This is a genomic window from Microcoleus sp. bin48.metabat.b7b8b9.023, assembly GCF_013299185.1.
In the GTDB taxonomy this organism is placed as follows: domain Bacteria; phylum Cyanobacteriota; class Cyanobacteriia; order Cyanobacteriales; family Microcoleaceae; genus Microcoleus.
The window spans coordinates 96,204-120,638 of record NZ_JAAFKG010000015.1 but is presented as its reverse complement, the minus strand read 5'-3'; the positions used below and the strand labels follow the sequence as shown (position 1 = coordinate 120,638).

The following is a 24,435-nucleotide window of genomic DNA, read 5'->3' as shown; positions in this document are numbered from 1 at the left end:
TTTCGTCGAGATATCGAAATCGAAGAAGACGCTTCGGATTGAGATTTAATTTGATTGCTGGCATTTATAATTATGAACTTTCTTTGAAGACAAATTAGCGCTCGCCTGAGACTTTCGCAAGAGGTCTTATGATCTAGCTCATATTCAAATAAGATAGGGAAGATGGCGGTTGAAACCGCGTTTACACAAACGATGACGGCGGTTGAAACCGCGTCTACACAAACGATGACGGCGGTTGAAACCGCGTCTACACAAACGATGACGGCGGTTGAAACCGCGTCTACACAAACGAAGTCCGCCTCCGCGGACTGAAGAGAATAACGTAATGTTTAATTGCACTATCTTCAACCCGCGGAGGCGGGTTTTGCCTGTATAGACGCGGTTTCAACCGCCAGTCTTCTTTCTAGCCCACGTAATTTTAATTGCAATATCTTCAACCCGCGGAGGCGGGTTTTGCCTGTATAGACGCGGTTTCAACCGCCAGTCTTCTCTCTGAATTTGCTCGGAGTGCGCGGAACATTCCAAAGCGACAAAGCCCCGCACCAAATGCTAAACGCATTAGTAAAAGAGTCGGTACTTCTCGCAGAGACTTGATGAAACCCGATACACCAAAACGTACTAATCCGGCCGGTCTAGCTATACCTTGCCAGATAGAATCTATCCATGAAGGAAGGGTTTCTTGCGTCCAATCTGCGGTGGTTACAGCGCCCTCTACAAACCCCGTTGCTTCTAAAAGTTCTGAAAAGCCCTCGATGCTTGAAAAAGCCGGATGCGACCATTGATCCAGCAGTTGCTGCATCACGGGTTTCTCCCAGAAATTGAGCGGGATTTTGCGATCGTCTCTTTGATTCCAGTCAGCTACAACCAGCACGCCACCGGGCTTGACGACTCTCATCAACTCTTTCGCAAACACGGCTTTATCTGGCATATGCGGCCCAGCTTCGATCGACCAAACCACATCAAAACTCGCATCTGGAAACGACAGCGCCATAGCATCATCCACCCGAAACTGCAAATCGAGCTCTGGGGAAGTTAATTCTTGAGCGCGTTTAACTTGCTGCGGGCTGATCGTAATTCCAGTGACAGCAAACTTATAATCCTTCGCGAGAATGCGACTGCTACCCCCAATTCCACAGCCCACATCTAAGACGGTAGTACCAGCAGGTAATTTATCCAAGCCTCCCCAGCGCACCATTTCATGCACAAAATCCGATTTGGCTGCGAGGAAATCTTTGCGTTGTGGCGGCGCACCGTAATGGCCCAAGTGGATGTGTTCGCCCCAATAAAATTCTAGAATCCCGTCTTCCGTCCATTCGTCGTAGGAATTGGCTACGGAGTCGGATGATTGATAAGGGCGAGCCGCGATTAAATAGAGCGTAAGGGCGATCGCCAGCAGTACAAACAAAACTCCAAGTACAACAACAAATAAATTCATTTTTTTACCTTCTTTCCAGAGCAGAATACAGGCGAAAATTGCCTACAAAAGTAGGGCAATTAACTTATTGTAACCAATTGAGACAAATATCGGACAGCGTTTGAAACCCGCTTGACACCAACTATGTCCTAGAACCCCGGAAATGAAAAATTAACAGGATTTTCAGCACTTGTTCTTCAACTTAGAGATGTCTGTTTTACTTGTATAGAATCGGTTGCAACCGCCTGGTTTTCAGCTTTTTCTTGAAATGATGCGATCGATTGCAGACTATCTGAAGCAGCATCCCACAGAATGAACTTGAAACAATCAGGAATCTCGCGAATTGTCAGAATTCTTGAATTACCAAGCAGGTGCAGATTAGCATTGTGACACGCCCGAAGATTGTAATTAGGAATTCGCTCAGAGAGATGATGAATATTGTGGTAAGCAATATCAGCCGAAAACCAATTGAGAATAGCTGGTAATTTGAGATAACTGCTGCCTTCGATCGCGCCCAGCAGATAGTCCCAGCCCTCTGTCTTGTGAGCGTAGGAACCCTCAAAATTGTGCTGCACAAAGAAGATGCAGATAAATATCGCCGCCGAACAAGTCATCACAATTGAGTAAACACTCCAGAAAAACCCAAACCCAAGTAAGTTACCCAGATAAAACCAGCTACCCACCACACAAATATTGTTGAAGAGTAAATCCCAAAACTCAGCCGTCGTATACCAATGTTTGGATTTGTAGGAGGCAATTATTCTAGATAAACCCATACCTAAATCTTGATTTAGACAATCAAAAGTATGTCGGATAAAACCAGCAATTCCCAAGATTAGCGCCAGTCTTGGTTTGATAATCAGGTAGAAAAAGCCACCAGGAAACAGCATCAGCGGGTGTCTGAGCAATTGATAGATTTTTTGGTTAAATGGACTGAGTGCCGCAAACTTTTCGGTGGAAATTAACGCCGAAGGGCCTCGGTACATATCCCAGTTACCATTATTTTTGTGATGGTAAGCGTGTCCTCTAGACCAGGGGTACTGAGGAATTGCATTGATGATACCTAGCAGAAAACCCACTGTGCGATTGACTTTTTTGGAACTAAACAGAGAATAGTGTCCGCAATCGTGCATCAAAGAGAAACAACGTCCTGAAAAGAGTGTCATCAACACGATTATTGGTGGCAGCAGCCATACAGAAATGGCAGCAGCTTTAAATGCTAAAAACCATAAAAATATATAGGGAATTACTGTATTAGATAATTGGAAACTAGCTTTAAGATTGTTACTTTTTATGTAAGGAACTAGCACAAAATCTGACTTTTTAATGGCGCTTTTCATTCGGATATCTCGCCATAGTACATGACTTTTAAAACTGCAAAATTAACTATCATCTATACCTCGTAGACGAAAAAGAACAGGCTTGGGATATCGGCGGGCCTTCTGACTAAGAGACTCTATCATCTCATTACAGTTGCGGGACAGCGCCGGACTTACACCGGACTTTCCCCGTTTTTTCCAACGGTTGCTTTTTGTTGGAACCGATTTTCGCACATCTATGAGGTTATCACAATTCTCGCTGATTTGCAGAAAAAACTGTGTGTGCAGCGTGTCACCAGCGCGACAAATCGCTACTGTTTAGGGGCTAAGCTCTCACTCGATCGCACGCTCAAACATTCGGCGACTCCCAAATCTTGCGATCCGCCGGGAAGTTGATACGGGCGATCGACTTTCCGGCCTGTATCACCCCCGCCTGCGCCTTTGAGAAACCGCCCCCGAAACCCAAATGTGACACAACATCCACCACCGCAGAGGATTTTGGCTCGACTCGTGGAAACGGGAATTTGAGGAGCGATTGTTATTGGCGATCGTTCGTTTTTTGCGATCGCAGCTCCGACTTGCTACAATCTAATCGCACACGCGACTCGAAGAAATTATGAGCGAACTGTTAGATGAGACGCTTTCTATTGAAATCGCCACTCGCATCAAAAGTAACCGGAAAAACTGCTTTGATAACGCTTCCAAAGCAGCCTTAACCACCGAAGGCGCAATTTACGTCCAAGGATTTTTAGCTGCACCCGGAGCACCTTACAAACCCATCGAGTATAGCTGGATTGAACTAAACGAGCGAATTCTTGACCCAACTTTTCCGCATCTGGGCTTCAGCGCTCAAGACATTCATTACTTCCCCGCCCAGCGATTGAGCGTCAAGAAACTCAAAGCAATTCTAGAGGAGTCAAAAGAAGATTATCCAGAAGACGACCCGCTGCCTGTTTACGGAAATCAACCCTATGAATATTACGGCGATGTCATGTTAGGCGGTAAAGATTACCAAAATGCTTACGATTTGGCTGCGCTTAAATGCAGGGAATTGAACCAACCCAAAAAACCAGAATCTAACTAATTTGGACTTACTCACAGGCCGGGACGCAACTGTTACATCAAGGTATGTAGTTGCGCTTCAGCGCTCTTTAAATCCTATTTAAACAGCGCTGGGCGTTGCTAATTTACGCGATGAACGACTCAATGTGAAAAAATCAAACAAGCGATTCAGTCAATATAGCTGAATTTTTAAGTTGTCCATTTTCATACCCTGATTAAGCAACGCCAAAGAGCGCTGAAGCGCAACTACGTACCTAAGAAGTAAGAGACATTCTGTACCAATAGATATAAGCTTAAGTAAGTGCTTAAAATCCAAACCTCGAATAATTAAACGCAGCCAACAACGGATCTAACTTTTGCTCCAACATCAAATCAGCCAACAATTTAGCAGTTACCGGAGCCAACAAAATGCCATTGCGATAATGCCCCGTTGCCAATGTCAAATTATCCCAAGCAGAAGCACCCAAAATCGGCAACTCATCCGTCGTAGCCGGCCGAAATCCCCACCAAAACTCTAAAATCGGATAATGCTGCAATTCGGGATATAACTTCATCGCTCCTGCTAGCAAACTTTGAATTCCCGCTGGAGTATTTCCAGGGGTAAAATCCACATTCTCGCTAGTTGCGCCAATAATAATTCTGCCATCTTGACGCGGTACAATATAAATGCCAGTCCCGAATAAAACTGTTTGCAGCGGCTGAATCACTCCCAAATTTTCTGGTACGCAGACTGACAGCATTTGCCCCTTTCTGGGAAAAATCGGAACATTCAATAACTTCTCGCACCAAGGCCCTGCCGCCAAAATATAACGGTCTGCTTGCAATTTTCTGGCTGTTGTTTCTACACCAAAAACTAGATTTTTATGTCGAATAATTTCCTTGGCAGTATCTTGAATAATCTCAATCTGTAATTCTTTAGTTGCGGCTTGAAGCGTCCGAAATAAAGCGCGGTTGTCAACTTGAGCGTCGTCAGGATACCACCAACCGCCAATTACTTCATCGCCCAATCCAAATTGATGTTGGCGAATCGCGTCTCTGTCGAGCCATTGAGAATTAAGGTTTGACACATTTGGCTTTTCTTGAGGCTCATTTTGACACACAGGTGCGAGAATTCCCGATCGCCAATATCCCGTTTTCAACCCCGTAATCTGTTCTAGCCGTTCCACCCAGGAAGCATACAGCGCGCGACTTTGCAGGCACAAATCCAGCATCGGACTCGGGGGAATTCGTTCGGCTTGTGGCGCCAGCATTCCGGCAGCCGCCCGGGCCGTCGGTTGTTTGGAATCGGCGGTGACAACGGCGACAGAAGCCCCTCGCAACTTCAGTTCAACTGCTAGGGAAAGGCCGATTATTCCGCCGCCAACAATCAGAATATCTTGAGATGAATTCATTAACTTTTCTATGGACTTTCTGGCTTTTTTACCTCAGGACTTTCTTGAGGGTAAGGTGCTGGTATGGATTGGTATCAACAATCGCCTAAAATACTTTTTATCTCTCGTTTCTCACGCTCGGCCCGATCCCCCTAAATCCCCCTTAAGAAGGGGGACTTCGATGTGTTTTAGGTTCCCCCTGATAGTCGGGGGACTTTGATACTCTTGTCCCCCCCTTATTAAGGGGGGTTAGGGGGGATCGAAGGCCTAATCGTCAGATAGCAAACTCATGCTACAATCGCCTAAAATTATTTTTATCTCTCGTTTCTCACGCTCGGCCCGATCCCCCTAAATCCCCCTTAATAAGGGGGACTTTGATGCTGTTGTTCCCCCTTAAGAAGGGGGAACTTTGATGCTGTTCCCGAATCGTTGCGGGGAGCCCAAGACGCTCTTGTCCCCCCCTTCTTAAGGGGGGTTAGGGGGGATCGAAGGCCTAATCGTCAGACAGCAGACTCATGCTACATTTGACGTATTTGTTGACACTAATAGCTGGTGCGTGCACCTTACATTGAGAATTTTTGGGCAAGTCTTACATATTATCTTGCAAGGCGATCGTCCTATGAGCCTTCCCCGACAAAAAATCTATCCTTGAGGTTTCCAGACAGTCTCCGAGTCTTGGCCCCAAAAACCCTGATATTTTGTCACCTTAATATCGCCCAAAACCTTAGTCTGACAGGACAAACGACGGTTTGATGCCGCAGAATGGGGAGGAAGCGAAAGCCGCGCTTTTTCGCGCCACTCGGAGTCAGAAACTTCGCCCTCGATGGTGACGGCGCAGGTGCCACAAGTCCCCAAACCGTGACAGTTGATGACTTTGGCGTTGCCGTTGTAGAGATCGATGCCGTTTTTGAGCAAGACTTCACGGAGATTCGATCCGCGATCGCACTCAAATGTTTTTCCTTGCGCTTGTACCTTGACCACAGTAATTTACCCCGATTACATTTATGTTAATTTTCCTATATATTATCGCATTTATTTCAAATAATTTCATCTAATATGATAAGTGATATATTACCAATTGAGAATTGAGAATTCCCCATGAAAAATCGGCTCTGGATCTACGATACCACGCTGCGAGACGGCGCTCAGTGCGAGGGACTCTGCTTATCTCTCGAAGACAAAGTGCGAATTGCTCGACAGCTAGACAGTTTAGGAATTCCGTTTATTGAAGGTGGCTGGCCGGGAGCAAATCCTAAGGACGTACAATTTTTTTGGCAGCTCAAAGAACAGCCATTAATTCAAGCAGAAGTAGTCGCTTTTTGTTCGACCAGACGACCGGGAAAAACGGCAGCTAATGATGAAATGTTGCAGCCTATCTTGTCGGCGGGAACTCGCTGGGTAACGCTGTTTGGCAAGTCGTGGGATTTGCACGTAATTGAAAGTTTGAAGACAACGCTAGAAGAAAATCTGGCGATGATTCGAGATACTATTGAATATTTACGGAGTCAGGGAAGGCGCGTTATTTACGATGCCGAACACTGGTTTGACGGCTACAAACACAATCCCGAGTATGCGATTAAAACTTTAATGGCAGCGGCGAATGCTGGTGCAGAATGGCTGGTGTTGTGCGATACTAACGGCGGTACTTTGCCTGACGAAGTTAGTCAAGTTGTGCGTGATGTGGCAGGAATAATAGAAACTTGGGATATTTCGGAATCGGAAATTCACCCCCCCCAACCCCCCCTTATTAAGGAGGGGAGAAAGTCTAAAATTCAGTTAGGAATTCACACTCACAACGACTCTGGAGTTGCCGTTGCTAATGCTCTGGCTGGTGTGCGGGAAGGGGTGACGATGGTACAGGGAACTATTAACGGTTATGGCGAACGCTGCGGTAATGCTAATTTGTGTTCCTTGATTCCTAATTTTCAGCTCAAGTTGGGTTATGATTGCATTCAAGATGAGCAATTAGCGAAATTAACTCAAGTCAGTCGCTCCGTCAGCGAAATTGTTAATCTTGCTCCCGATGACCACGCTCCTTTTGTCGGTCTTTCCGCTTTTGCTCACAAGGGCGGAATTCACGTATCGGCGGTTGCAAAAAATCCGTTAACTTACGAACACTTGGAACCGGAAAAAATTGGCAACATCCGACGAATTGTGATTTCGGATCAATCGGGTTTGAGCAATGTTTTGGCGAAGGCTAAGACTTTTGGTATTGAACTCGATCGCAAAAATCCTGCTTGCCGCCAAATTCTGGAAAAGTTGAAAGATTTGGAAAGTCAGGGATATCAATTTGAGGGTGCTGAGGCGTCTTTTGAATTGTTAATGCGGGAAGCTTTGGAAAAGCGGCAGCGGTGGTTTGAAATTCATGGATTTCAAGTTCACTGCGATAAAGTTGGCGAAGATTGTACGGCTTTAGCCACTGTGAAATTGTCAGTCAACGGTACAAATATTCTGGAATGCGCGGAAGGAAACGGCCCGGTTTCGGCTTTGGATGCGGCTTTGCGGAAAGCTTTGGTGAATTTTTATCCGGCGATAGCCCATTTTTACTTGACAGATTACAAGGTGCGAATTCTGGATTCCGGTGCGGGTACTGGTGCTAAAACTCGCGTGTTGGTGGAATCGAGCAACCATCAGCAGCGGTGGACTACTGTGGGGGTTTCTACTAATATTTTGGATGCTTCTTGTCAGGCTGTGGTTGAGGGTTTGGAGTACGGTTTGGTGTTGGAAAATCAAGAGGCGATTCCTCTAGTTTGTCGCGTACATTAATTAAGAAGACTGGGCGGGGAGATAAAATACCGGGCGGTTGGAAACCGCGTCTATACAAACCAAACCCGCCGCCGCGGGTTGAAAAAGACCAGGCGGTTAGAAACCGCGTCTATACAAACCAAACCCGCGACTCGATTTCGCGCCGAACACCTCCGCGGGTTGAAGAAGACCGGGCGGTTAGAAACCGCGTCTATACAAACCAAACCCGCCGCCGCGGGTTGAAGATAAAAATACCGGGCGGTTGGAAACCGCGTCTATACAAACCAAACCCGCCGCCGCGGGTTGAAGAGTGCGCGGTTAAAATTACCTTATTCTCTTCAGTCCCTCTGAGCTCGGACTTCGTTTGTGTAGGCGCGGTTTCTAACCGCCGTCTTATCTTATTCAACCGTATTGATTCTCAAGTAACTACAATTTTGTTTAAGGTTCCAAAAAGTCTAAGTGATCTCCGGGAATCGATCGCAATTTTGCAGCAGATCCTTGCAGTTTTAACCTGCCACGCTCTAACATAATAATCCAATCTGCGCGATCGATCACTCGGGGCCTGTGACTGATGAAAATCGTGGTTTTCCCCTGCCGGTACATCAACAGATTTTCCAAGACTTCCGCTTCGCTGGCGGGATCTAGCCCTGCGGTAGACTCGTCTAAAATCAACACGGGCGGGTTATTGAGAATGGCACGGGCGATCGCCAATCTCTGTCTTTGTCCCCCAGAAATATTTGCCCCAAACTCCCCTAAAACAGTTTGATATTTATCCGGTAATTGGCTGATAAATTCATCCGCCCCGGCAATTTTGCAAGCTTTCACAATCTGTTCAAAAGTGACATCGGGACTCCCCAACTGAAAATTATCGAGAATCGAACGGCTCCAGAAATGAGCTTCTTGGGGAACAAGAACCACCTGCTGTCTGAGACAATCGAGAGACAAATCCTGCAAATTGTAACCACCAATTCTCACATTACCAGATTGGAGCGGATACAGACCAGCAATTACCTTAGCTAGGGTACTTTTTCCACAACCAGAATAACCGATTAAAGCAATTGCGTGACCGCCAGGAAATGTCACAGAAAAATTTTCTAACAAGTCAAGTCTGCCTGGGTAGTGAAAATTCACACTCTTGCAAACAATTTCGTCGCGGTCTTGAAGCGTTACCACAGGTTTATTAATATCACTTTTACTTTCTGGTTCGGCGTCTATGACTTCCGAAAGCCGTTGAGTTGCTGTCTGCACGCGAGCCATTTCATCAGTACATTCAACCAAGGAAGTTACCCAAGTAGTAACGTTTTGATTCATGCTAATAAATGCTAGCAACTGACCGATACTCAATGCTTTGTCAATCACTAAGCTGCTGCCCAACCACAGCAGGGTAATGCTGCCCGCTGAAGCAACAAAGCCAGAAAAGATATTATTGAGAATGCCAATTTGTGTAGTGCGAAAAGTAAGACTCGCTAAGCGACCGAAGCGACCTTGAAATTCTTCCCAAAGTTGCTGGGCGCTGCTAGTGGTTTTGACGGTCAGTGCGCCTTTAAAGGTTTCTACTAAAACACCTTGAGTTTCTGCTTCCAGTACAAATAAATTCCGCGTTTTTTGCTGCAATACGGGCAGAAAAACTATTGTAGAGGCAGTCATGAACAAAGCGATGACTGTAGCTGCCAGCGTCAGTTCCTTGCTGTAAAACAACATGACAACAAAAGAAACTACGGCTATAAAAAATTGACTGGGTAAGCTGATCGCAAATTGAGAAACTAATTTATTGATTTCTTGGATATCTTGTAATCTACTGACGATTTCGCCGCTGCGTCTGGTTTCGTAAAAGCTTAAAGGCAATCGCAGGAATTTACGCCCGAATTCCATGACCAATCCCAACTCTAAACGCTGGGAAAATTGAGCAATCAAGTTCGACTGTACCAATCCTAAACTGCTGCTAAATAGATTCATAACTATAACTGCGATCGCCACACTTGCCAAAAGTTGCGTGTCGCCCCGCACCAGAATGTCGTCGGTGAGCAGTTGTACCAGAAAAGGCGAAGCAATCGACAGCAAACCCAACACCACATTCAGCAACAGTGCTTCCATTAAAAGCTGGCGGTAAATCCAAACCCGGCGCATCCATTTTTGTAAGGAATTAGCGGGCGGTTGACCGTCTGCTTCGGCAAAAAATCGATCGGGATCTGGGTCTACTAGCAAGCACAGCCAATCTGTCCAACCTGCCGCTAATTCTTCTTTGGAAATATAGCGCATACCGACAGCCGGATCGCCGATCGCATATTTGTCGCCCTGCTTTCCGTACAAAACAACCCAGTGGTAACCGCTCCAGTGAATAATCGCCGGTAAAGGTGCTTCGTCAATTTTGTCTAAAATAGCAGCCGCTGCTCGCACGGATCGAGCATTAAAGCCCACCGCCTCAGCGCCTTGTTTCAAGCCCAGCAGAGTCGTCCCCTTTTGGCCTGTACCCGCAGATTCTCGCAAACGGCTAATGGCAAAATTCTGTCCGTAAAATTTGGCGATCGAAGCCAAACAAGCCGCCCCGCAGTCTTCTTCGCTCTGCTGGAGTACAACCTGATATTTCTTAAACCTGTTAACTTGTCCGAATAATGGCATTTTGCCGATCAAAGGGATGTTCTTTAACATTTTGGAAAATGAATAATGGTAGAGCATAAAGAAGATTACTCATCACCAACTACCCAATCAGCAAAAAGCACCCATAAAGTTATGGGTGCTTTCTCGATTCCACAGTTATAGAGCTAAATTGACAGCACTAAACTTTATCAGTAGCCGTAGCGAACTACTCTTCTGTATGAACCGTCGCAATTGCGGCGGTACACGACCCAACGGCGCCGGCGGCCACAGTCGCCGCGGCCATAATAGCTATCGCGATAGTAGTAACCGCCGTTGACGCTAGCTGATTCTTCAGAGGTGAGTTCAGTAAACAATGAGTTGTCCTGTGTTTCTTGCATGATGATTTGACTCCATTTACGTTGATGAGATTGAACGAAAACTAGAAATTTTATCTAATTTCGATAGCCTCGTGTAATTACTGACTAATACTTCTCAATGCCTGTGCGCTCATCCGGAATACCACTGAGAAGTTTTGAAAATTCACCCGATCGCACTACCTAACTCACCTATCTAGACTATTAGGCAATACGGTTCACTTAACACTATTTATGGGCCGGAGATCCCCATCGCATCCCCCGCATCGTTGCGGGGACGAAAGAGAGCATTCTTGTCCCCGCCTTTTTTAAGGGGGGTTAGGGGGGATCTGTCTTAAGTGAACCGTATTGGACTATTAGGGTTTTGTAATAAGGGCGATCGCGGCATTCACACCACTAAACTTTATCAGTAGCCGTAGCGAACGACTCTTCTGTATGAACCGTCGCAATTGCGGCGGTACACGACCCAACGGCGCCGGCGGTGACAGTTGTCGCGATCGCCATAGTAGCGTTCGGAATAGTAGTAACCACCGTTGACGCTAGCTGATTCTTCAGGGGTGAGTTCAGCAAACAATGAGTTGTCCTTTGTTTCTTGCATGATGATTTGACTCCATTTAAGTTGATGATATTGAACGAAAACTAGAAACTTTATATAATTTCGATAGCCTCGTTTCAACAGTTGACAGTTGACAGTTGACAGTTGACAGTTTGAGAGCGACTTCTACCTAGGAGGAAGAGGATTGGAGTAATGAATAGTCGGATTTTAATTGCTCCCGAGCAGGCTTGGGGCTTTCAACCAAGTCTTTCTGGTAATTACTGACTAATACTTCTCAATCCCTGTGCAAAGTCAGGAATACCACTGAGAAGTTTTGAAAATTCACCCGATCGCACTACCTGACTCACCTATCTAGACTATTGAGGTTTTGTAATAAGGGCGATCGTGGCATTCACGGCACTAAACTTTACCAGTAGCGGGAAACTGCTCTGAAGGAACCGTCGCAATTCCGGCGGTACACGACGTGACGGCGCCGGCGAGGGCGATCGCAGTCGTATCGATCGTATCGATCGTAATTGTAGCGACGCTCGGAATAAGAGTAGCAACCGCCGTTAACGCTAGCTGATTCTTCAGGGGAGAGTTCAGCAAACAGTGAATTTTGCTTTGTTTCTTGCATGATAATTTGACTCCATTTAAGTTGATAATATTGAACGAAAACTAGAAACTTTATATAATTTCTATAGCCTCGTATGATTACTAACTAATACTTCTCCATGCCTCTGCGATCGCCCGGAATATTACTGAGAAAATTTTAAGATTTATCCGATCGCACTACTTTACTCAGCTATCTAGACCACAAGGGTTTTGTAAGGGCGATTGCGAATCGGATCGTACAGAAAAAGCTGGCTCGGCTGTGGCACGAAAAACAGCGTATTGACGCCATTGCTGCTGCTGTTCTTGGTATCGCTGTTACTGTTATAACTGCTGAAACCGCTGGTAGTGCTGCCACCGCTGACAGTTCCAGATTCTCGATCGGTTAATTCGGTAAACAATGAATTTTGTTGATTGTCCGGCATAAGGAACTCCTATTAAGACATATATAGTGACTTACGTACACATCCCAGAAAAACCGGGTAACAGCGCCAAAAATCATTGCTGAAACGCTCTATTTTCACGACAGTTGCCCGCTGGCTGCACCATTCTTGGTGTTTGAGGAAATTTCCGGGTGGCGAAGGCAAAGCTGTGCGGATTTTGACCTTAACCCTGTGAATTTTGATTTAGACTTCTAAACTTATGCTTGGTGTCCGGAAAGCTCAAAAATAAATGTGACCAAAGAAATAAGCGATCGCTCTCTCTGTTCCAAGTCATACCATTTGAGATTTGAGATTTGAAGTTAGGAAATGACTGATTTAATCAGGGTTTGGAGTTTGCTGAGAGTTGCATTCTTTATTTGAACTGGTATTAAAACTTAACAGCCAAACTCAACAGCCAAACTCAAAAGCCTCCTCCTGGGCCCAACTCAAAACTCAAAATTCACAACGATTCCTCTCACCCCCAATAGCCGCCATGCCTCGCACTACCGAACCCATGCCCGCAGAAACCTTTGATAACGACCAGTTTTTGCCCCCTGTCAGCCGCTGGACGACTTTGGGGGGAATTTTGATGGTGGCAACCTTTGGCGGGGCGATCGCCCTTGCAAGCGTCACCAAATACAGTGCTACAGTCAAAGCAGACGCGATCGTCCGTCCCGCCGGAGAGGTGCGCGTCGTGCAAGCAGCAACCGAAGGAACCATCGAAAGCATTGCTGTCAGCGAAAATCAGACAGTAAAAGCCGGAGATGCGATCGCAGTTGTCAACGCCTCGCGTTTGGGAACTCAAAAAAAGCAGTTCCAAGACACAGTCAATCAGTCTCAAACAGCAGCACAGCAAATCAACCAGCAACTGCGGGACTTGGAAAATCAAATTTTAGCCAGCGGCCAATTTCAAACCATCCAAAATCAAAATTCCGCCGCCCAAGAAGTAGTCGAGTCTGCTCTTGTCAAAATCGCCACATCGCAGCCGGATGTCGCCGAGAGGCTGGGCAGAAGTCGGCGAGTTTTGCTTGTCAAGCGATCGTCCATTCAACAACAATTAATTCAAGCTAAAAAAGAGCTCAATCAAATTCAGTCACAACTCGAAAATAGCGTCATCCGCGCGCCGGCTGATGGTACAATTCTGAGATTGGAAGTACAAAGTACCGGTCAAACAATACAAGCCGGAAGTGCGATCGCCCAAATCGTCCCCAGCGACGTACCCCTGGTAGTCAAAGCCAAAGTGACATCCCAAGACATCGCCCGCATCCAAATCGGCCAACCCGTGCAGATGAGGATTTCCGCGTTACCCTTCCCAGATTACGGGACACTAAAAGGAACAGTCAGCGCGATCGCCCCAGATGCGATCGCCTCTCAAAATCCCGCTAATAATTTAGGTGGATCGTATTACGAAGTTTCGATTAAGCCCGAACAAACCTATTTAACAAAACTCGAATCCGGCAGCCGTCAATTCTCAGGAAAGTCCGAGGCAAATGTCCCCCGCCAGTATTCAATTCAAGCGGGAATGGATGGTAGGGCTGATATTATTACCGGGGAAGAAACCGTCTTGACATTTGTGTTGCGGAAGGCAAGGTTGCTGACAGATTGGTAATCAGTCAGTTGTTATTTTGAGACGGCGGTTTAAACCGCGTCTACACAAACTAAACCCGCCTTCGCGGGTTGAAGAGTGTGCGATTTAAACCGCCGAGTGTAATTATATCTATACTAAATACATAACATCGATCGCCAATATGAAAATCAACGATAAACTCAAGACCATTTTAGCTGAATTGCGATCGCTAATATCAATTAAACACTCCAAATCTTTATAAACCAAAACAGTAACGAACCGCCGATTCAACTTCTAACATTTTTTCTGCGGAAAGTTCCCCTGCTGAATCCGTAGGGAATCGCTCTTTATCCAAAGATCGAATCTGAAAACAGAGGAAAACTGTTTCTATTTCCAAACCACTTTCAGACGCAGAAACACGCACATTTGTTCTATATTCGCGGTGAATATTAGTTCCTTTAGTGCCGACAATGACAGTAACAACTAAGGGTGACTGGTTAATAGTATCAATGGAAAGCACCAAAACAGGTCGCATTCCAGCTTGTTCTCTTCCATGAACTGGGTTAAGATTGACAAAATAAATTTTTCCTCGCTGAATGCTCATAGTCCTTCTAAACCATCCATTTCTGCCACAATAAACTCCTGATCGATCGCAGCAATCTCAACTTGAATATCTGGATCGTTAGCCATCTCTGCTATCTCTACTTCCAGGTATTTAGCATTAGCGAGTTTATTAGCTATGTAAGTTTTCTCCCGCACTCGGCAAGCGATACGTTCCAGCAGCCAAAGTTGTTCTTCTATCGACAGGGAACTAATAGAACGTTCAATTTCTACTAAAGTTTGTGAAATCATTTTAGTTTCCTCTTGTTTTTTGCCCCATCGCAAATCATCGAGATTTTTTTGAATGAGACCGGGCCCATTCCGAATAGATTCATTATTGCGATCGCTTACTTATCTTGTATCTATATTATACGACATAGTGGCGTAGCAGCTTATGACGCACACTCCAACGACTCCAGACGATTCAGCAAGTCGGGTTTCCCCCTTGTTTTCCACTGGCAAAGAATGTAAAATACTAAAAACATGGGTTGTCAGCAATGAACGAACCGCGCCGCGAAGCCTATCAAAATCTGATTGAATCTCTCCTCGCCTGTCCCAGTGAGGAAGAAATTGAGATCCTGCAAGCTAACCTAGAATTAATAGATGATGGTTTTGCTCAATATTTGCGAGAGTGGGCAAATCAAACTATGTCAAAGTTAGATGCAAAGCGAAAATACAATCTTGCTAATATTTTATACAATTTGAATATTACATTCTCAAGTCTTCAACAAGGGAGTAGGGCAAGTAACTTAGAAATTGCTATTGCTTGTCTGGATATAGGATTAACTGTTTTTACCCGCGAAGGTTACTCAGAAGATTGGGTAACAAATCAACAGTGTCTGGGAATTAAATATTTCGAGAGAATCAGGGGAGAAAAGGCGGATAATCTAGAAAGGTCAATCGAATTTTATCAAGCAGCATTGTCCGTTCTCACTTTCACCTGCAAGGTATTTCCTCAAGAATGGGCAACCAATAAAAATGGTTTGGGGGCTGCCTACAGCTACAGAATCAGGGGAGAAAAGGCGGATAATCTAGAAAGGTCAATCGAATTTTATCAAGCAGCTTTGTCTGTTTACACCCGCGACGCATTTCCTGAAGAATGGGCAATAACTCAAAATAATTTGGGGGAAGCTTACCGCAACAGAATCAGGGCAAAAAAGGCGGATAATCTAGAAAGGGCGATCGAGTTTTATCAAGCAGCTTTATCCGTTCGTACCCACGACGTATTTCCTCAAGATTGGGCAGGGACTAACCATAATTTGGCGAATGCCTACCGCGATAGAATCAGGGGCGAAAAGACGGATAATCTAGAAAGATCGATCGCATTTTATGAAGCAGCTTTGTTCGTTTATACCCGCGACACATTTCCTGAACAATGGGCAATAACTCAAAATAATTTGGGGCTTGCCTACAGCTACAGAATCAAGGGCAAAAAGGCAGATAATCTCGAAAGGACGATCGAGTTTTATGAAGCAGCTTTGTTCGTTTATACCCGCGACGCATTTCCTGAACAATGGGCAATAACTCAAAATAATTTGGGGCTTGCCTACAGCTACAGAGTCAAGGGCAAAAAAGTAGATAATCTCGAAAGGACGATCGAGTTTTATCAAGGAGCTTTGTTGATTAGAAACCGCGACGCATTTCCCATCGATCATGCTAAAACCTTATTTAATCTAGGACTTGCCTACCAGAGAAAATCCCAACTCCCAGAAGCTTACAATACCTTTGCCTCCGTCATTGAGATAGTCGAATTAATGCGCGGTGAAATCCTTATCGGTGACGAAACAGACAGGCAGAAACTAGCTGAAGAATGGAATGACCTTTATCAGTCAATGGTAGAAGTTTGCCTAGACAGGAAAAACTCCACTGCCGCGCTAGAATACGTCGAACGCAGCAAAACCAGGAACCTAGTAGAATTGTTTCACAAGGCCCGTAGCCTCCCGGAAAATGTGCAGCGGATTAGTTTTCAGGAAATTCGCAGTCTATTAGGTGAAGATCAGGCAATTTTGGAATGGTACATTACTTTGAACGGCTTTAAAGTTTTTATTGTTACCCGCGACTCCACCCAACCCGATGTCTGGGAATCTTCACTTGAAGACTTGCAAGCCTTAGAGAAGTTTCAGCAGGAGTATATCGACGACTACATCAATCAACCTGAAAATTGGAGAAATCAGCTAGAAACCCGCCTGGAAAAATTAGCTAAAATCTTGCACATCGATAAAATAATTTCTCACCTCCCGAAAAAATGCCAGCGATTGATATTAGTTCCCTTCCGATATTTGCACTTGTTGCCACTTCACGCATTAACCAGCCGAAGGCTAAGGCAGAATGTAGAAGAAACTGGAAGTCTCCTCGAACTTTTCCCAGGCGGTGTGAGATATACTCCCAGTTGTCAGCTATTACAATTATCTCAGCGGGTAAATTCGACTGGGGAAGAGTCATCACCCACAAGATTGTTTGCCATTCAAAACCCGACAGAAGATTTAGACTTCACCGATATCGAAGTTGAAGCAATTGCCAAATCCTTTAATCCTGCCGAAGTTTTGATTCGGGAAAAGGCAAGCAAGACAGGATTGCAGCAACAGCTTGAAGCATTGCATAATGCCGACATCGCCCACTTTTCCTGTCACGGATTTTTCGACTTTCTCGATCCCCGGAAATCAGCCTTAATCTTAGCTGGGGCGAAAATTTCCACCGATAATGTTGACTCGGAGAACAAAAGTTATATTCGTTCTCCCCAAGACGAATTGCTGGACATTGAAAAATGCCTGACGCTGGAAGAAATCTTTGATTTGCCGCTGAGTAAGTGCCGTTTAGTTACGCTTTCCGCCTGCGAAACTGGGTTAACTGATATCCAGAATACCACAGATGAATATATTGGATTGCCTAGCGGTTTTTTATATGCCGGGGCGACGAATATAATTAGCACTTTGTGGGCTGTCAATGATGTATCTACGGCGATTTTGATGATTAAGTTTTACGAACTTTTGCTGTCTGAAACTCGCCCACCCGTAGCGATTGCTTTGCGGGAGTCTCAGTTGTGGCTGCGGAGTGTGACTGTCAAAGGTTTGCTAGAATGGGTGGAAGCGTCGCAGTTGCTGAGTCGCGAACATAAACAGAAAATTCAAGACAGATACAGTCGCGGTTACAAACAGGATTATCAACCTTATCAGTCTCCCGTATACTGGGCGGCTTTCTGTGCAGTTGGACAATAAGCGTTGGTATCAGAAACCGGGTTTCTTCCGAGATTTTCTGTTCCAATTGAGATTTATGATAGAAACCCGGTTTCTTTGACCTTAATAAGTGTTAGTATCAGAAACCGGGTTTCTTCCGAGATTTTCTGTTCCAATTGAGATTTATGATAGAAACCCGGTTTCTTTGACCTTAGTATAATCAACGGAGAAATTAGCAATGACAGATGAACAATTTATTTCTGGTTTCCTAGCAGTCTTTGAAACTCAACCCGAAGTATTTGAACAAGCCGGGGCGGTTGACGATTTAGCAAATCTCAGCAATACAATATCTCAGATGGCGGATAAATCTAACAATGAAATAGCTAACGCCCTTGGCGATTGGTGTGCAAACTATCCTAAAATAACAGATGAAATCAATAAAATCGAGAGAAAACCAGAACCGCAACCTACCAAAAAAGAAGAGCAAGAACCAAGGCTATTAGACCGCTATCCAGAGTTACCCGAAAACCTCAAAAAACGCCTTTCCAACTCACAGCCACCACGCCAATAATATGAGCGATCGCATTTCTGCACCCAATGTTTATTTATACGCTTTCCAACTGCAAAATGACAGTAAGGGCAGCAATAATCCTCTGTGGAAACACTGCGACAAAATCCTCGCCAGCTTCACCAACGAAACGGTGACACCCAATCTAGTTTTCCCGCCAAATTCTCCCAGCTACCGCGAGGATTTGTTACCAAATGTCTTACTGGAATTCAACAGCAATCCACCCATAGAAGGTTTTGCCCAACCGCTGGAAATTCAAGACAGCTATGCTTTATGCTTAAATATAGGTTGCCCGGAAGATGGCACGGCTGATAATGTAGATGTCGATCGCATCCAGCAATTCAACCCAAATCAAGTCTTACTCATCAACGGCGATGACAACTTTTTAGGTCAAACTCTCCTAATTACCGCGTGGCTTCCCGCAAACTCACCAGATAACTTAGATTCCCTCAAACCCCTCGCCGATAAATGTCGCAATGCTTTATTCCAAGGCGACTCGCCACCTGTATTCGATCGATCGAGTAAACTGTTCGGTAGTCCGATTTTTGAATACGGTTCAATTAGCGATATTGCCAATTACCCCCACCTGCTTGTCTGGCTGCTGGCTGACAAACAAACTGACAAGGATTTTAACACTTGCCAAGCAGAAATACTCAACCTGCTATTTCACCGCCACAAAATTATCAAAGCTTTTCAAGACAGCCGCCTGATTTACGACGAACTCGATCGCGAATACCGCATTATTGAGAAAAATATGGAGATATTGCAAGCTCAATTTTCCAGAGGAACCGTCTTAACTGCCGTCCAATTGCAGGAATTTCAGGAACAGCTAAAGCAACTCTTCAGCAAAGCTGTAACTTATACTCACCTGCTGCGGAAACTCGAAGATTATGACAATACAATTGCCCTAAATCTTAACAATTACACTGACATTTTGTCGAAAATTTGTGATATACTAGGAATCGATAAGGAAGAACTATCAATATTAAATAACTTCAGTAGAAAAACGGCTCCTTACGTGCGATCGCAAATAGCAGGCGACTTAGGATATTTCCGCCACGGCACAAACTTAATCGACCAGGCGATCGCCTCAATCCGCGGCATAGTAGAAATAGAACAAGCCAGATGCGATCGCACCAACCAAATCGAACTCCGCAAAAGCGAGGACAAAGAGAAATATCGGGACGATCGCCTAGAGAGCACAGTACAGGCGATCGGTGTCGGTTTAGCAGCCGGTGGTATCGCAGCATCCAGCGGCACAGACAAAGTATTCCAGACAGTCCAAAACCATCAAATCCCAGTGTTAATGCAGTGGCATCCCTTTGTATTTTCCTTTGCTTTGAGTTTTGCGATCGCCCTTTTCGCAGCCGGCATCACTTGGTGGCGCACCAAACCCAAAAACAATTGACAGTTGACAGTTGACAGTTGACAGTTGACAGTTGACAGTTGACAGCGAGATTTTTAAGACGGAGATTTAACCAGATTTATAAAAACAATCCACCTCAAATACCCCGTTAATTCTTCAGTCCGCGAAGGCGGACTTTGTTTTTGTAGAAGCGGTTTCAACCGCCGAGTCTTAATTTTTGTAGACGCGGTTTCAACCGCCCAGTGAATTTCTTTGTTTTTGTAGACGTGGTTTCAACCGCCGAGTGAATTTCTTTGTTTTTGTAGACGCGGTTTCAACCGCCGAGTGAATTTGAACAAAAAGCATCTGAGATCCAAATAACGTGTCAATATAGAGAATGTGACTTCAATTCTATTCTTTCCTCATGGGCAAACAGCGCGTTCTTTCTGGAGTTCAGCCAACCGGCAACCTACACCTCGGCAATTATCTCGGTGCCATTCGCAACTGGGTAGAAGGTCAAAGCGAGTACGAAAACTACTTTTGCGTAGTCGATTTGCACGCCATCACCGCACCGCACAATCCCGCCACCCTAGCCTCCGACACCTACACCATCGCCGCCCTCTACTTAGCTTGCGGCATCGATTTAGAATATTCTACTATTTTTGTCCAATCCCACGTCTCGGCCCACACAGAACTAGCATGGTTGCTCAACTGCATTACGCCGATTAACTGGCTCGAAGATATGATTCAATTTAAAGAAAAAGCAGTTAAACAAGGAGAAAATGTTAACGCCGGCTTGCTAAATTATCCCGTGTTAATGGCAGCAGATATCTTGCTTTACGATGCCGACAAAGTGCCCGTAGGAGAAGACCAAAAACAGCATTTGGAACTCACCCGCGATATTGTTATCAGATTAAACCACCAATTCGGCACGCCTGAAAAACCAGTTTTGAAACTTCCCGAACCGTTAATTCGGACTGAGGGCGCGAGGGTGATGAGTTTGACAGACGGCACCCGCAAAATGTCAAAATCCGACCCTTCCGAACAAAGTAGAATTAATCTGTTAGATTCGCCAGATACAATTAGCAAAAAAATCAAGCGCTGCAAAACCGATGCCGTGCGCGGCTTAACTTTCGACGACCCCGATCGCCCCGAAGCGAGAAACTTGCTGACGCTTTATCTCCTGCTTTCCGGCAAATCGAAGGAAGAAGTAGCAGCCGAATGTGAAAATATGGGTTGGGGAGATTTCAAACCATTGTTGACAGAGAGGACAATTAATGCGCTCAAACCGATTCAGGATAAATACAAAGAAATAATGGACGAACCGGGATATTTAGAATCTGTACTCCGTCAAGGAAGAGAACAAGCAGAAATTATTGCCAACCAAACCTTGAATAAGGTTAAAACTGCTTTTGGTTATTCTCTACCTAATTAGTCAGTAGTTATTAGTTATTGGTTATTGGTTATTGGGAATATTCAAAAATAACAAATAACAAATAACACATAACACATAACAACTGTCAACTGTCAACTGTCAACTGTCAACTGTCAACTAACTATGAACCGTTTTCGCACAGCCTGTACAACTCCCGGAGAATTCATAATTACCGCCGAAGTTGCGCCGCCAAAAGGTGGCGACATGACTCATACGATCGCAATGGCTGAACTTCTCAAAAACAGAGTGCACGCCATTAACATCACAGACGGAAGCCGCGCAGTGCTGCGAATGTGTCCCCTAGCAGTTTCCGCAATTCTATTGCAGCGGGGAATTGAGCCGATTTGTCAAGTTGCTTGTCGCGATCGCAATCAAATAGGCCTGCAAGCCGATCTCATGGGAGCCCACGCCTTAGGCATCCATAATATCTTGGCACTCACCGGCGATCCAGTCAAAGCCGGCGACCATCCCAAAGCCAAAAGTGTATTCGACTTAGAATCAGTGCGGCTGCTGCAAGTCATTCAAAAAATGAACGGCGGCTTTGACTGGAATGACAAAGCTTTAACAGACGGAGTTACCGATTTATTTGTCGGTGCCGCTGTCGATCCGCAAAGCCCCAGTTGGTCGGGTTTACAAAGCCGATTTGAGAAAAAAGTCGAAGCTGGAGCCCAGTTTTTTCAGAGCCAATTAATTACAGATTTTGACGTTTTAGATAAGTTTATGCAGCAAATTGCGATCGGCTGCAACAAACCAATTTTAGCAGGAATCTTTTTGTTTAAATCAGCTAAAAATGCTGAATTTATCAAAAAATACGTACCGGGAGTTCACATACCGCAAGAGACGATCGACCGTTTGGCAAACTCCCCAAAACCTTTGCAGGAAGGCATAAAAATTGCAGCCGAACAAGTCAAACTAGCGCGGCAATTGTGTCAAGGAGTCCACATGATGGCCGTCAAACGAGAAGATTTGATTCCGCAAATATTGGATTTGGCGGGTATCGATCCGCTGAGCTAAAATTGAGTTACTGCTAGCATTTTAAAATCCACAGGAAAGTCATGGTTCGGGAGCATCTCAGTTTTGCATTTACAGTGCAAGCTGTAGCGAACTCGCGCGTACAAGCACGCGAGGGGGGGCAGTACGGAAGATAAAAAATGCTTCTTGCAAAACAGAGATGCTCCCCATGATTCGCACGACCTCAGTCAATATGAGATTATCACTAATATCCGATCGCGATTCGCCCTCTTTAAAAGTGAGCTCCAGCCCTCCGGGAGAAGTCGCACCACAATGATAAAACCGTAGTACCAGCCATTTATACCAGTTTTAAACGAAATAACAGTATTCTTGTCCCCCCCCTTTACAAGGGGGGGCTAGGGGGGGTAGAAGGGTGTTGCACAATTTTATAAAAATGGTATTACTTGCAACAAAGGCGATCGCATTTCTCACTCTCAACTCACAGAATCCCGTTTGCAGCACTGAAATTCTAGGAGTGTCACTCAAATGAGTGTCACTCAAATGAGTGTCACTCGAAAATGCGACTGGGCGATGCTCGGTGCGATCGCTACAACAGTTGTAGATGCTTGGAAACAAAGGGATTGAGATATTCAGGCTTTGTTTATTTGGTACATCAATCAAAAAAAAGCTTCTTTATGGAAAAAATCAAAAATAGATTGAGGAAATATCTTAATAGTAACTTGTAAAAAAGTACAACAGACAATGAATGATTAAACAATTAACCCAAAAGGCTTAGTTGCTCACCTCCTAATATATAATCGTCGAAACTACATTCAAATTAAGGACTTAAGTTATGCCGCGCCCCATAGTTCTCATACATGGTTACTCAGCTAATTCAACGGCTTTTAGTGAGTGGGGAAAAATTCTTGAAGCTCACTACAAAAACAGAGAGATTATAGTCCTCCATACAGCTAGCTATAAATCTCTTACTAATGAGATAACCATCAAAGATATTGCTGAAGCATTTGACCGAGTGCTTCGATCCTATATTGAAGATGAAGAATTTGATGCCATTGTTCATTCAACTGGAATGCTGGTTATTCGCGCTTGGTTAACTACTTACGCCTATGCTGCTAATGTCAATCGTCGCAGTCGCCTCAAACACTTGATTGGATTAGCACCAGCAACTTTTGGATCTCCTTTAGCCCATAAAGGAAGAAGTTGGTTGGGTTCGGTTATAACCGGACATAAAATACTTGGGCCTGATTTTCTCGAAGCTGGAAATCTGATTTTGGATAATCTTGAATTAGGTAGTCGTTTCACTTGGGATCTTGCTCATCTTGACTTAATTGGCTCTGCCCAAAATAAACCCAAAAATGAGCCCTACTATGGCGAAGATAACAAGACGCCTTATGTGTTTATTTTCTGTGGAAATCAGGGATATGACGGATTGAGGGGATTAGCTAATACTGCTGGATCTGATGGTACTGTGAGATGGGCAGGTTGCGCTCTTAACAGCCGCAAATTAATTCTTGATTTGACGCAAGATCCATCTCAAAATAAAGACAAGCCTGTAGAAGAACGAGGCAAACCCGACGAACATCCAGAACACCAGATTGATATTCCACTGGTGCTAGTTGATGGTCACAATCACAATACAATTGTGCATAATCCTAGAAAAAATCCAGATTTTATTGAGTTGGTTCTAGAAGCTTTAGATGTTTCTGATAAAGACAGTTTTGGTAGCTGGACAGCTAAGGCTCAAGCTCATATGGAGAACATGAAAAATACAAAAGGAGAGCAATGGGAAGAATGGCAACAGTTTATTATTCGTGTTGTAGATGAGCGTCTCGATCCAGTTACAGATTGGAATGTTCAGTTTTTGATGAAGGATAAAGACGGCAAACAATTTTGGTTAGATGACAAGTCATATTTAGATGTTCATACCTACACTAAGGACAAAAGTTTGCGATGTTTTCATGTCAATTTAAGTAAACTGAAGCCGGAAAGCCTTTCTGAATTATGTATGAAGTTGATTGTTTCATCTGGAACTAGCCTTGTGGCGTATTACGGTTGTGGAAGTGGAAAAATTACTCTAGAGGGCGAGCCACAACAGTCAGATGGAAGATGGGATGCAGAATTGAACTTAGATCATCTTCTAAATGCAAAAGTTAAATTTTTCTGTCCTTTTACAACTACTCTTATTGAGATTCGTCTGAATCGCGAACCAATGCCAATAAACAGAGCGAAAGAAAATTCTATTTTAACTTTTGTAGAGAAGCCAAAGTAAGGTTTGTAGAGCAAGAAAGCGAGGCTGTCCCGTTACTCTGGTTCTTACCGCAAATATAACGGGACTGCTATTGGTA

General features: G+C 44.6%; 20 protein-coding genes, 1 pseudogene and 1 riboswitch. Of the genes and pseudogenes, 10 read left to right on the top strand and 11 right to left on the bottom strand.

Annotated elements, in window-relative coordinates; all coding sequences use genetic code 11:
• Nucleotides 1–98: pseudogene (locus QZW82_RS11595) on the top strand (IS5/IS1182 family transposase); the annotation flags it as partial.
• Between the two features lie 335 nt (nucleotides 99–433).
• Here QZW82_RS11595 and QZW82_RS11590 read toward each other — a convergent pair.
• Together QZW82_RS11590 and QZW82_RS11585 are read right to left on the bottom strand one after the other, a co-directional pair.
• The gene (locus QZW82_RS11590; protein ID WP_293148147.1) at nucleotides 434–1,435 is read right to left on the bottom strand and encodes a methyltransferase domain-containing protein; all 1,002 of its coding nucleotides are present in this window, start codon (nucleotides 1,433–1,435) and stop codon (nucleotides 434–436) included.
• A 176-nt stretch (nucleotides 1,436–1,611) separates the two neighbouring features.
• Complete coding sequence (locus QZW82_RS11585) at nucleotides 1,612–2,754, bottom strand: fatty acid desaturase (protein ID WP_293148145.1); 1,143 nt, start codon at nucleotides 2,752–2,754, stop codon at nucleotides 1,612–1,614.
• Between the two features lie 74 nt (nucleotides 2,755–2,828).
• A riboswitch (cobalamin riboswitch) is annotated at nucleotides 2,829–2,974 on the bottom strand.
• Between the two features lie 375 nt (nucleotides 2,975–3,349).
• Here QZW82_RS11585 and QZW82_RS11580 point away from each other — a divergent pair.
• Nucleotides 3,350–3,817, top strand: a complete 468-nt coding sequence (locus QZW82_RS11580; RefSeq protein WP_293148143.1) for a hypothetical protein — start codon at nucleotides 3,350–3,352, stop codon at nucleotides 3,815–3,817.
• 283 nt (nucleotides 3,818–4,100) lie between these two features.
• Here QZW82_RS11580 and thiO read toward each other — a convergent pair whose 3' ends face one another.
• Together thiO and QZW82_RS11570 are read right to left on the bottom strand one after the other, a co-directional pair.
• A complete protein-coding gene (thiO, locus tag QZW82_RS11575) occupies nucleotides 4,101–5,186 on the bottom strand; it encodes a glycine oxidase ThiO (protein ID WP_293148141.1) in 1,086 nt (361 codons plus the stop codon).
• A 621-nt stretch (nucleotides 5,187–5,807) separates the two neighbouring features.
• Nucleotides 5,808–6,146: a 2Fe-2S iron-sulfur cluster-binding protein gene (locus QZW82_RS11570; RefSeq protein ID WP_293148139.1), complete on the bottom strand. Its 339-nt coding sequence runs from the start codon at nucleotides 6,144–6,146 to the stop codon at nucleotides 5,808–5,810.
• A gap of 117 nt (nucleotides 6,147–6,263) precedes the next feature.
• Here QZW82_RS11570 and cimA point away from each other — a divergent pair, with 117 nt between their 5' ends.
• Entirely contained in the window at nucleotides 6,264–7,931 is a 1,668-nt protein-coding gene (cimA, locus tag QZW82_RS11565; protein WP_293131820.1) for a citramalate synthase, read from the top strand.
• 417 nt (nucleotides 7,932–8,348) lie between these two features.
• Here cimA and QZW82_RS11560 read toward each other — a convergent pair whose 3' ends face one another.
• The 5 genes from QZW82_RS11560 to QZW82_RS11540 all read right to left on the bottom strand — a co-directional run bounded on the left by QZW82_RS11560 (nucleotide 8,349) and on the right by QZW82_RS11540 (nucleotide 12,433).
• A complete protein-coding gene (locus tag QZW82_RS11560; protein WP_293148137.1) occupies nucleotides 8,349–10,559 on the bottom strand; it encodes a peptidase domain-containing ABC transporter in 2,211 nt (736 codons plus the stop codon).
• A gap of 137 nt (nucleotides 10,560–10,696) precedes the next feature.
• The gene (locus tag QZW82_RS11555) at nucleotides 10,697–10,885 is read right to left on the bottom strand and encodes a hypothetical protein (protein ID WP_293148136.1); all 189 of its coding nucleotides are present in this window, start codon (nucleotides 10,883–10,885) and stop codon (nucleotides 10,697–10,699) included.
• A 382-nt stretch (nucleotides 10,886–11,267) separates the two neighbouring features.
• On the bottom strand, nucleotides 11,268–11,459 hold the full coding sequence (locus tag QZW82_RS11550; RefSeq protein WP_293148134.1) for a hypothetical protein: 192 nt from the start codon (nucleotides 11,457–11,459) through the stop codon (nucleotides 11,268–11,270).
• 357 nt (nucleotides 11,460–11,816) lie between these two features.
• Nucleotides 11,817–12,005, bottom strand: a complete 189-nt coding sequence (locus QZW82_RS11545; RefSeq protein ID WP_293148132.1) for a hypothetical protein — start codon at nucleotides 12,003–12,005, stop codon at nucleotides 11,817–11,819.
• Nucleotides 12,006–12,205: 200 nt separating this feature from the next.
• Nucleotides 12,206–12,433 carry a secretion protein HlyD gene (locus QZW82_RS11540; protein ID WP_293148130.1) on the bottom strand — a complete coding sequence of 76 codons (228 nt, stop codon included), beginning with the start codon at nucleotides 12,431–12,433 and terminating at the stop codon, nucleotides 12,206–12,208.
• 490 nt (nucleotides 12,434–12,923) lie between these two features.
• Here QZW82_RS11540 and QZW82_RS11535 point away from each other — a divergent pair, with 490 nt between their 5' ends.
• Nucleotides 12,924–14,039, top strand: coding sequence for an HlyD family efflux transporter periplasmic adaptor subunit (locus tag QZW82_RS11535; protein ID WP_293148128.1), 1,116 nt, complete (start codon nucleotides 12,924–12,926; stop codon nucleotides 14,037–14,039).
• 214 nt (nucleotides 14,040–14,253) lie between these two features.
• Here the strand turns inward: QZW82_RS11535 and QZW82_RS11530 are convergent, their stop codons facing one another.
• Complete coding sequence (locus QZW82_RS11530; protein WP_293148126.1) at nucleotides 14,254–14,601, bottom strand: type II toxin-antitoxin system PemK/MazF family toxin; 348 nt, start codon at nucleotides 14,599–14,601, stop codon at nucleotides 14,254–14,256.
• The gene (locus QZW82_RS11525; RefSeq protein ID WP_293148124.1) at nucleotides 14,598–14,849 is read right to left on the bottom strand and encodes a hypothetical protein; all 252 of its coding nucleotides are present in this window, start codon (nucleotides 14,847–14,849) and stop codon (nucleotides 14,598–14,600) included. Before QZW82_RS11525 ends, QZW82_RS11530 begins: the two co-directional genes overlap by 4 nt.
• A 245-nt stretch (nucleotides 14,850–15,094) precedes the next feature.
• Here QZW82_RS11525 and QZW82_RS11520 point away from each other — a divergent pair, with 245 nt between their 5' ends.
• From QZW82_RS11520 to QZW82_RS11495, 6 genes are all read left to right on the top strand, one after another.
• Nucleotides 15,095–17,812, top strand: a complete 2,718-nt coding sequence (locus QZW82_RS11520; RefSeq protein ID WP_293148123.1) for a CHAT domain-containing protein — start codon at nucleotides 15,095–15,097, stop codon at nucleotides 17,810–17,812.
• 196 nt (nucleotides 17,813–18,008) lie between these two features.
• Nucleotides 18,009–18,341 carry a hypothetical protein gene (locus QZW82_RS11515; protein ID WP_293148122.1) on the top strand — a complete coding sequence of 111 codons (333 nt, stop codon included), beginning with the start codon at nucleotides 18,009–18,011 and terminating at the stop codon, nucleotides 18,339–18,341.
• 1 nt (nucleotide 18,342) lies between these two features.
• Entirely contained in the window at nucleotides 18,343–19,746 is a 1,404-nt protein-coding gene (locus QZW82_RS11510; protein WP_293148120.1) for a hypothetical protein, read from the top strand.
• Nucleotides 19,747–20,107: 361 nt separating this feature from the next.
• The gene (trpS, locus tag QZW82_RS11505; protein ID WP_293148118.1) at nucleotides 20,108–21,118 is read left to right on the top strand and encodes a tryptophan--tRNA ligase; all 1,011 of its coding nucleotides are present in this window, start codon (nucleotides 20,108–20,110) and stop codon (nucleotides 21,116–21,118) included.
• Between the two features lie 123 nt (nucleotides 21,119–21,241).
• The gene (locus tag QZW82_RS11500) at nucleotides 21,242–22,132 is read left to right on the top strand and encodes a methylenetetrahydrofolate reductase (protein WP_293148116.1); all 891 of its coding nucleotides are present in this window, start codon (nucleotides 21,242–21,244) and stop codon (nucleotides 22,130–22,132) included.
• Between the two features lie 790 nt (nucleotides 22,133–22,922).
• Nucleotides 22,923–24,359 (top strand): hypothetical protein, encoded by a 1,437-nt coding sequence (locus tag QZW82_RS11495; RefSeq protein ID WP_293148114.1) that lies wholly within the window; start codon nucleotides 22,923–22,925, stop codon nucleotides 24,357–24,359.
• Nucleotides 24,360–24,435 lie beyond the last annotated feature (76 nt).